General features: G+C 40.7%; 10 protein-coding genes and 1 pseudogene. 3 read left to right on the plus strand and 8 right to left on the minus strand.

The features are described from left to right. Positions 1–208: 208 nt before the first annotated feature. Positions 209–1027, plus strand: coding sequence for a hypothetical protein (locus tag KPL72_RS19250; protein ID WP_219704094.1), 819 nt, complete (start codon positions 209–211; stop codon positions 1025–1027). A 157-nt stretch (positions 1028–1184) separates the two neighbouring features. Here KPL72_RS19250 and KPL72_RS19255 read toward each other — a convergent pair whose 3' ends face one another. The 3 genes from KPL72_RS19255 to KPL72_RS19265 all read right to left on the minus strand — a co-directional run bounded on the left by KPL72_RS19255 (position 1185) and on the right by KPL72_RS19265 (position 5375). Further along, a complete protein-coding gene (locus KPL72_RS19255) occupies positions 1185–2219 on the minus strand; it encodes a restriction endonuclease (RefSeq protein WP_102333054.1) in 1035 nt (344 codons plus the stop codon). Between the two features lie 88 nt (positions 2220–2307). Further along, positions 2308–3681, minus strand: coding sequence for a UvrD-helicase domain-containing protein (locus KPL72_RS19260; protein ID WP_219704095.1), 1374 nt, complete (start codon positions 3679–3681; stop codon positions 2308–2310). After that, positions 3678–5375: an ATP-dependent nuclease gene (locus KPL72_RS19265; RefSeq protein WP_219704096.1), complete on the minus strand. Its 1698-nt coding sequence runs from the start codon at positions 5373–5375 to the stop codon at positions 3678–3680. The genes KPL72_RS19260 and KPL72_RS19265 overlap by 4 nt, the downstream gene beginning before the upstream one ends. A 440-nt stretch (positions 5376–5815) precedes the next feature. Between KPL72_RS19265 and KPL72_RS19270 the strand changes: the two genes are divergently transcribed. Both KPL72_RS19270 and KPL72_RS19275 read left to right on the plus strand, forming a co-directional pair. After that, on the plus strand, positions 5816–6190 hold the full coding sequence (locus tag KPL72_RS19270) for a hypothetical protein (protein WP_219704097.1): 375 nt from the start codon (positions 5816–5818) through the stop codon (positions 6188–6190). 170 nt (positions 6191–6360) lie between these two features. Further along, entirely contained in the window at positions 6361–6660 is a 300-nt protein-coding gene (locus KPL72_RS19275) for a hypothetical protein (RefSeq protein ID WP_219704098.1), read from the plus strand. A gap of 67 nt (positions 6661–6727) precedes the next feature. Here the strand turns inward: KPL72_RS19275 and KPL72_RS19280 are convergent, their stop codons facing one another. The 5 genes and pseudogenes from KPL72_RS19280 to KPL72_RS19300 all read right to left on the minus strand — a co-directional run. Further along, complete coding sequence (locus KPL72_RS19280) at positions 6728–7111, minus strand: MbcA/ParS/Xre antitoxin family protein (protein WP_219704099.1); 384 nt, start codon at positions 7109–7111, stop codon at positions 6728–6730. Between the two features lie 72 nt (positions 7112–7183). Continuing rightward, the gene (locus tag KPL72_RS19285) at positions 7184–7606 is read right to left on the minus strand and encodes a hypothetical protein (RefSeq protein WP_219704100.1); all 423 of its coding nucleotides are present in this window, start codon (positions 7604–7606) and stop codon (positions 7184–7186) included. Between the two features lie 74 nt (positions 7607–7680). Beyond that, positions 7681–8952, minus strand: a complete 1272-nt coding sequence (gene umuC / locus KPL72_RS19290) for a translesion error-prone DNA polymerase V subunit UmuC (protein ID WP_219704101.1) — start codon at positions 8950–8952, stop codon at positions 7681–7683. After that, the gene (gene umuD / locus KPL72_RS19295; protein WP_219704103.1) at positions 8952–9398 is read right to left on the minus strand and encodes a translesion error-prone DNA polymerase V autoproteolytic subunit; all 447 of its coding nucleotides are present in this window, start codon (positions 9396–9398) and stop codon (positions 8952–8954) included. Before umuD ends, umuC begins: the two co-directional genes overlap by 1 nt. Before the next feature lie 136 nt (positions 9399–9534). Further along, positions 9535–9908 (minus strand): annotated as a pseudogene (locus KPL72_RS19300) (hypothetical protein); the annotation flags it as partial.

The following is a 9908-nucleotide window of genomic DNA, read 5'->3' on the forward strand; positions in this document are numbered from 1 at the left end:
AAGTAGATTCTATTAAACTGCTACTTCGAACGAGGTGGATTGTTACCTCGGCCACCACCAGATGGATTGCCAGTTTTGCTAGGGCCATTTGCAGGTGTTTTACTTGCCATATCATTTTCTCCTTTTGTTAATGACAGTTACATTATGATTGAAGGCTTAGCGACATTTGGGTATATATGGCGACATTTGGGGACAAAATATAACTATTATGAATAAAGAAAATCAGAAATTTGAAGAGTTTAAAGTTCTATTGAGATTCATGTGCTGGTCTTCTAAGAAATTCTCTGACATCTACCTGAATGAAAACTCTCCCTATGATCTAGATGAAAGCGAGTACAAAAAACACTACAACAAAGTGAAAGGTCAGTTAAAAAGAGCGTCCAACACAGAAAAGTCTACCGCAAATTTCATTACTTATATCAACTTCATTAAAGAATCTGATGATTTTGCTATTAGAAGTAGAGAACACAGCTTTGAGGTATTTTCATCTCAGTTTTTGTCGTCGATAGAGAAAGTAACGATAAAGAAGCCGCCGAATGCAGACATCAGTTACTATGAGAGCAATGCGAACTCTTCATGGACTGTAGAGGAGATGGAAGACGTTTTAACGTGTGCATCACAACACGCAGAGACGATCAGTTCCTCTTCTCATAATTTTCAAGTTATCAAACTCTGTGATAACGGATTGATGGCAGATTACCTTGTATTTTGGGCTGGCGACATTGGTTTTGCAGGAGGTTCCGGAACTTGGGGACCAGCTTATTGTTTAGTGAGAAAAAATCATTGGGGAAATTACAATATTGCAGCACCGGGAAGAGCGTTTTATGAACACTTAAAAATAGTTGAAACGGTTGTGTTCAAAGAATCCATATTGCAAATCAATGGGGTAACTTATGGGCCAACCTGTCATCAACGAAGTCCAAGGTACAAGATCGAATTGCAGTTCCGAGTCGTTGATAGTTTCGTTGGAACAGTCGAATTTGAGCTTGTTGATAAGAAGGAAATTGGTTACGGAGATGCATCTTAACATTACATCTTTACCGCAAATGCAAACTTACTTTTGTCTCCGAGCGCGGCTTACCCCCGGTGATGTAAAACAAATCTGGACAGAAACAATTTAGGGGGTATTGCACGAAACCGTTTCTGTCAGATTAGAAAAAGTATCTTTAAACCTTAAATGCTAGTTAGGCATTTTTTACCCAGTCATGCAGAATTTTAAATGAGTCGTTCTTTGCTGCTAATTCATTTAAATCTAGCTGTTCGACCTGTTTCGATAAAAATTCTCGCATATTGTCACCACGGCGCACCCTACGTAAGTCCTCACGTTTTACGCCAAGCCAAGATTCAATAGCTGGATCAGGTATTGCGTACTCCCAATTTGACAACTCGACACCACGTTTTAGCATATCTCTTGTACCAGAAAAGTCGTCATCTGAATCTGTGACAATAAGCACAGGTGAGCTTGTGCCAATATTTACTGTCGCATTTGCAACTCTAGGAATTGTCATTTTACCCATAGCTACAACTATATTGACCTTTTTAGCTAATCCATTTTCTCGCAAGATTCTGGTAGCTAATAGCGAAATAATTTCACGGTCGGTGGAACCTTCACAGATAACAACCAAATCTGATTGACCTTCAAAGTTTGCATCTTGTCTAACTAAACTCGATGACATATTGTCATAAGTAAATGCCTCAATGATTATTTGTCCATCTTTGGTAGCTTGCTCGTAGTTGGTCGAGTGGTACACCACCCCCTGTTCCGCTGCAATTCGTAACTTAGACTTAAGAACATTTTTGAATGTGCTGTTGCCAATCAACGCAGCATCAATATCCTCTTTACCAAACAATATAACATTGAGAGATTTACCTAAAGTGAGAGCATCAACGGCGTCTTTCGAGTAGCCAGACATTGAAATGAAGACTCCAATTGTCCCCAGCAGCTTACCATCGACTTTACCTTTGAACTGATAGATCGATGAGGCAGGAAGCTCATTTGAATGCCACTTTGCTTCAAGCAAGAAGACGCTACCATCAAGGAAAAATGATCCGTCAATCTGTTCCCCATCGGCTTTATAACTAGAACGTGGGTCCATTCCCTCACTATTTAAGCAATTTTTGAGAATTTCTTCAAAAGCATACCCTCGTTGTCTAAACCAAGTTGAAGATGCTCCCTCTGGTGGTTCAAGCCACTTTTTGTATTCTTCTTTATAATTCATTTCACCAAGTCTTATTTATTTCATCTTAATGCCTAATGCTACTCAGACGTATAAAAGTATCTCTTTATTCAGTGTGAGCAAAACCAAGTCAGTCATGATAGACGAAACCGAGTGCTCCAATGGAATCTCTCACCACACTCATGTCAGAATCAGAGAGTAGGTCATGATCCAAGGCCAGTACCAATCTCTTCTTTGCCCGCGTAAGAGCTACATAGACCTTCTTCCACTCTTTGTTAAAGTGATTAGCTCTGCTGAGGTTGTTTTTAGTTAGATATTTCAGTAGGTTAGGGCTAATAATAACAACACAAGTATCGGCATCCAGCCCTTTAACCGAGTCAATGCTTTGTACTCTAAACTGAACGTTGTCTTCTGTACATTTAGCGCATAGTTCATATAGCTGAGCAAAGTGATAATTCTCTAGTGTCAACGAATGTCTAGCTTTTAGCTTGTTTACTGCTCTTTTAGCATTATCTTTAGCTACATCATCCACAAAGTCTGCAAAAGCTGCTTTCACAAACAATGTCTTGTCTTTCTTGTGGTTAGACTCACGAATCATCTCCTCGATCTCTCGGGGGAAAGAATATCGATGCTTAGATGATGTTGAATACCGACCAGTTTTTTTGTCGATACAAACTATTTGTTTAGTGTCTATGTAGCTATTGAGTAGATCGTCGTACTTAGCGTCGGTTGACTCTATATACATTAACTCACCGACAACCTCCGATAGCGACTCTTGTTGCTGATCTTCATAGCAAAAACCGTTAGATATGGCTAGTATCTCGGTAGGTACACGTCTAGTATGGTTGTTGATCTCAAGTATGGTTGCGTATTCTTGTGCTGTTACTTTCTCAATAAAACTATCGAGTGCTTTGGGGTACTTGATTGCTTGTTTCGGGTCTCCGATCATGTATACGTCAATACCGTTACTGCCGAGTACCTCGAATATTCGCAGTGCGTCACCATCTAGGTCTTGAACTTCATCAATGAAAATTTTATCAAAACAGTTTTCAAGAATAGCCAAAAGTCGTTGAACCTTGGCTTTCTTAGCTCTGTTGCTGTGCTTGCTTACGGTCTCATCAACAATTTGTTTAGCGATGTTATAGACGTTCTCTGCGTGAATGACATTTCGCTCTCTTAAGTGTTTGAACAAAAGAGCTTTATATTTAGGATTCCCAACAGACATAATTGATGCATCGTTATATACATCACCGAGTGTAAATGATGAAAACGGATAGATAATTTCATTCAGCAAGAAGCTATGTACTGTTTGTATACAGAGATTTGGCGGGATAAAGCCATGCTGTTTGATAATCTCTTGCTCGATCTTTGCTGTTGCTGTGTTTGTGTACGTTAGTGCAAACGTCTTCTTGTGACTGGTACAGGCCTTGATGTGCTTTATCAAAGCTTCTGCTAAGCCATAAGTTTTTCCAGCTCCAGCCCCAGCAATTTGCACTTCAATCATGATACTGCCTCAATGACTTGTGCAATATGAGGTGGTAGTTCAATATCAATTGGATCTTCTTCACGGACCATTGCATCACACACATCTAGCATTCTAGCTGCTTTACCCTTGATCATGTGATCTGATACTTCTTTAATACCTCCCGTCATACCGAACAAACCATTTAGTAAAGACAAGTTATCGTCTGTTTCTACTAAATCAATTTCTAGAGTGTAGTTGGTGGTTGTTCTTACAGTGATGTTGGTATGAGCTGCGTCATAAGCATCATGTTTTGCTTTCGTTGCATCTGAATTGTCATAGTCACGGATAACACCGATTTTCTTATTCAGATTATCTTTGTTTAATGCTAGCCAAATATTTAAGAAGTTGGTGTAACCGCGTTGCCCAATAGCTATGAGTTCTAGGTCTTGTAGACCAGCTTTTTTAGACAGATATGTACTAATTAGCATTTCTTCGGTCGTACCTTCGACCAGAATCACTTTGTTTGCGAACAACAGCTTCAGTATGTCGAAGTTAGGTCGTTTTCTTAGATAATCAACTAATTTAGGTGAAGCGTCTGATAGGCTAATAGCTTTATCTCCAGTAAATGCTAATACATTAGAGATTTGTAGCTTGTTGATGATCGTAGGGTTATGAGTCGAGATTATGGTTTGTACCAGCGAGCCGCTGTTATTTGAACTTTTCTCGACGAAGTCTCTTACTAAACGCAGATTGTTAACGCTTAAGTGCGCTTCAGGCTCTTCAATACAACATAGGTTGAATGTATCGCCGCACGACTTGTAGTAAGCAAACAGAATGAGTATGTAAATAAGGTTTCTTTGTCCCAAGCCTTTTTGGTACAGAAACTCGTTGCCATATTTGAGCGTGATGTTCGATAAGATATTCTTCAAGTTAGGCAGATTAGGAGTGCATTCTAGTTTTTTGATAATGTCATCGTAGTTATCAAAGTCTGGGTTAGTACTAATGACTTTGCCGAATGTCTCTGTGTCTTCGATTGCGGTAAAGAACTCAGAGTAAGCAGTATTGATCTGACTTTTGTCATCATCATCGAGTGTGTTCATAAGCAGTTTTGTGAAGATGCTGTTGGATTTCATTGAACTGCTTTCTGAGAAATCATCTCGCTCAGCGTTGATACTATGAATGCTTACGTGTTTGAGGTCGCTAAAGGCGATAGTTTTTTCGTTGTTTACCGATACGATTTGATAATCATATAGCTCGACGGGTAAGGTAAACCAGTTCACATCGTCGATAGTCTTACCTTCAAGCGACTTTTTTACTACTTCAAGTAAGTCCGCGTCGTCTTTAGGCTTAAAGTCATATCTAATTTTATAAGTTTCGCCATCACCATCAGATACTACCCATTTAGATAACAATGCAGTCTCATAGCTATCTTTGGGATCAGCGAACTCTACAGTCACTGATACTTTTGGAATTTTCAGGAGCTGGTTTGGTGTAGGTTCTTCACTGATTACTGAAGCAAAGAACTCTATAACTGAGTCCTTGTTGATATCAGAAATGCTTAAACGCTTTTGACTGAAATCTATCTGATTGCCACTTAGGGGTAACGAAAGTGCGGTGAAGAAGTTTGTCTTACCCGTGTCGTTTTCTCCAATAACAACAGTTAGCTTTTGTAACTGAGCTTCAAAAGATCGAAAGCTGCGGTAGTTATTAATCGTTACCTTTTTGATGTACATAAGAATTTCCCTAGAAAGCATACAAGCGCATATGCCACTAATGTACTACAAAAGATCGAATTCAAATAAGTGTTTTACCGTCATGATTACAGCATCTATGATTAGCCTCACATGCCCTCGAACATTAGAAAAACATATCGAAAAACTATAGGTGTGATTTAAGTATTCAACTCACAATGGGGCATAAACGATTTAGAAATGACAGCGTATCTTTGCGATCGCTGCCATTTTAGTATGATACTTTGTTACTCTACCACAGCTGTACTTTGGATCAGAAATACTGACTCAACGCCTTGACGATACAACTATTTAAGCTCTAACAACAGGGTTTCACATTTTAGAAAACACTGAAAATTTCACTATCGATTGCCGCCAGCATGCTAGATAAATCTCAGCTATAATACATACAAGAAACTGGCGTTATTTTAAGGTGATAGACAATGGCCTCAACAAAGTTTTCAAACATATTTGAAGTGGTGGCAGCCAGCGACGCGGAAGCACTGAGCCTAAAGGCTCAAGCAGAAATAATTGGTGTGATCCGTGATATGGCGGCTAAAAATGGTTGGTCACATATCGAGGTCTGTGCCGAGGGAAACAGAATTATGATTAAGCAAGCGAAAAGCCAAGTAAATGACAATCGACTAAGTGAAGCAGAACTACTTGAAGGGCTAGATTCTTACACTGCTCACGCAGATGAACTGTTTCTAAATGTGGATGGCGAACTCGCTGAAGCCCTAATAGATCAACTCAATGAGTTAGAGCTACCTTTTATTGTTCGATCTCATAAAATCACACAGGAAGCGGACGGAAAGTAGAATCAACTGTTTCAGGTAAAAGCGGCCCCCTACTTTATAACAGACCGAAAAGATATCGTTGAAGACGTTGGGCGGTTTGATCCAGATTGATTGAGCGCTTGTCTAGTCAATATCTAAGAACTAAATATTAACCCAGCCCCAATTAATCCTAGTAACCATAGGTAAATGAAATGTTAGTGACAAATGAAATAACACAAATGGCCAAAGCGATAGTAACCCAGTTGCCTATTCTGAATGGCATATCGAGCGCTGATGAGCACCAACAAGCCCTTATACTTTTAGAAGACTTGTTAGAGCACTACGACGAAAACCTGATAATTATTGAAACCTTAAGCAATGTCATTGCACGGTATGAGGATACGGCAGCAGAGTTTGATGATTTCAATAAACGACACACAGTTATCAATCTAACTACGGCAACACTAACAGTCTTGATAGATCAGAGCCTAAACAATACTAATCACATCTGAGTTCGTTACAAACAAAAAAATCCAACGTATTATTATTTGCAGTTTATCTGATCGCTACACAGCTGCTTTAAACAACAACACCGTGGCTAATCTGCCCTAAAAGATCTCTTACTCTATTTATTCCTTCTTTAGTAACCATCATCGACTCTGGCAACTTACCACCTAATGCCTGTACAGGTGTTTTAATCCATGATTTCCATTTGTCTTCGTCACCAAACAGCTCTAGACCCAATTGATGAACGCTTTCATTCAACTTTCTCATTTCAGATGCATCAACTAATTCTAAAATAGCGGCATAGGTGTCAGCGGGAACACAGTAAAATACGGGGTTACCGTCCTTCATTACAGCAACAGGGCTCCCTTTTGATTCATTCATAACAAGATCAAGACTGTTCTCAATATCATGAATATCAATACATTTTTCAGAATAATTTTTTCGTTTAGTACTCATATCTCTCCTCCAACATATCTGTTAAGTACAATTATGACTAACATGAAAAGCTTAATTAAAGATTAATGATTTTTAGATGAGTACCTTACTCCGAAAAAAATTTCTTACCTTTAGGAAATCATCAAATGAATTATTATCCAGCATAAATTCTCTAGCTGACTTACCATTAAATATCGGGTCATTTATAGGCCTTTTGAAAAAATCATAGCTAAATTCAGATGGTGAACTTAGGTAGATCATCTTGTATATACTTACCAGCATCGCCAATGTATCAATGGTTTCTTGGTCTACTTGAAGACTCCCACTAGTGTGTGCTGTCTCTTTCCATTGATTCCAAGTTGAAACCGTAATACCACCTAGAAGAACACACATCTGTTCATCAGATAAGTCCCAACGCTCTTGTGGACATTGTTCGTCTAGCCATAAGACAACCGTTGCTATTATCTTGTCTGCTGGCAGATTACTGGCATTTTCTTTAGTACTTTTACCGTTCATGGAACACCTCCCAATCAATTATTATAGTTTGAATTTTTTAACTAATAGCCCGTTTCTCTTTTCTACATTTTGGTTCAATAAACCTTTGGTAACTCGTCCCACCTGGTCGTATAGGCTGGCGATAGGTGCTCTCTTTTCATAGACCACTGAGGTGACACACCTTGCGAGGCGAAGAAGACGTTGCCGAGGCCGCTGTGGTTGATTTTGTCCACGACGTTCATTAGGGCTTTTGAATTGATGTTTGTGTTATCGGCTCGGAACAAATCTTGCTGAAAAACACCATGTTCGTAGAAGTCTGCCAGTATCACACCGCCTTTGGCGAAGCGATAACCAGCCCGATAAATGCGACGAAATAGCACGTCGGCCACTTTTAACAAGTCTCGCGTATCGTCCGTTGGATTAGGCAGCTCTACAGACAGGGTTTTCGAGTACTGCGGCTCGTTTGGAATAAATGGACTGGTACGAATGAACACACTCACCACACGGCAAAGGCGTTTTTCTCCGCGTAGTTTCTCAGCCGCTCTGGTTGTGTACTTAGCGATCGCTTCCCGTAGTTCGCGCTTGTCTGTCACTTTGTGACCAAATGACCGACTGCAAATGATTTGCTGTTTGGTTGGCCTAACCAATTTCAAATCCAAACACGACACACCATTCAACTCTCGAATGGTTCGCTCCAGCACCACAGAAAGTTCACTTCGAATCGATTTAGGGTCAGCATTCGCCAGATCCAACGCGGTATGAATTCCCCTCGCCTTTAGCTTTGCCGTGGTACGATGGCCAACACCCCACACATCACTTACTTCAACAATTGCCAATAAACGCTTTTGTCTGTCTGGATCCATCAAATCTACCACCGAACCGGTGGCTGGATACTTCTTCGCGGCATGGTTGGCCAACTTCGCCAACGTCTTGGTTGGCGCAATGCCCACGCCTACCGTAATGCCCGTCCACTTATCGACCTTGGCTTTCACCCGTTTGCCAAACGTCAGCAAATCCGTCACATGCTCAACGCCAGTTAAATCCATAAAGGCTTCATCGATGGAATATACTTCCAGCCGAGGCGCTTCCTCTTCTAAGATCGTCATCACCCGATTCGACAAATCCGCATACAGTGCATAATTAGAGGAAAAGCACACAATGCCGTGCTTTCTTATCTCATCCTGAACCTGAAACATCGGCACGCCCATCTTAATGCCCAGCGCCTTTACCTCTTTGGAACGCGCGACAATGCAGCCATCGTTATTCGACAACACCACCACAGGCGTGTGTTTTAAATCGGGCCGAAACAACTTCTCGCAGCTGGCGTAAAAGTTATTGCAATCGACCAAAGCAAAAACCGTTTTCATCAGCTGCGCTCGTATCGACGAACGACGCCCGTGACCACACCGAAAATCTCCAGTTCAGACTCTTCAGTAATATGAATGGCTTTGTAAGCTTTATTCTTCGGGCGAAGCAACACATTAGGCTTCAGTTCCAAAGTCTTCACCGTCATTTCCCCATGAATGCAGGCGATCACAATATCCCCATGACGCGCGGTTAACGAACGATCCACCACCAACACATCACCCGAATAAATGCCCGCATCGATCATCGATTCGCCCTGAGCGCGCACGTAAAACGTCGCGTTCGGGTGAGCCACACAGAACTCATTTAAGTCTAAGGGTTTTTCAACAAAGTCCTGAGCGGGCGAAGGAAAACCCGCCGACACCGAATCCACATACAAAGGGGTTCGCACACTATTGGCCGCGATAAACGCAGCCGACTCAGACACACCAAGATAAGTAACACGCATGATTAACACCAAAATACTGTATATATATACAGTATAGTTTTAGGCAGCTCGAATGACCAAGTGAATTTTTTTGTAAGAAGAAAGACTTTCGGTTGTTCGACTAAAAATGAGGCGGGATTTCAAGAGTGGCGGACTCCTATAAATAGTAAGAAATGATTTTCGATTTGAATGATGACATTGTCAGTTCATTCAAGCATGTCTGTTTAAATAGATCATGATCGTTACTCAAGATAAATTCACCAAGGTTAGTTTCTGGTATTAACACGTCGTCTCTGTAAGAGTCTCGACTACCACCAATTCCTGAGCTTGGAGTGTCTATACTATTCAGCAATTCTTCTGTTTTTTGGTAGTTGTAAGTGCCCGGAATTGCTTTGTTCAGTCGTTCTGCGAACTCCACTAAATTTGGTTCTGCCAACATGTACATATTAGCGACATGTGACTGATCTTTGGTCATTCGTATGATGCGCCCAAGAATCTGACGGAAGTAAAGTTCAGTGGTGACATCGGTAA

It is taken from the genome of Marinomonas lutimaris, assembly GCF_019426345.1.
Classification (GTDB): Bacteria; Pseudomonadota; Gammaproteobacteria; order Pseudomonadales; family Marinomonadaceae; genus Marinomonas; species Marinomonas lutimaris.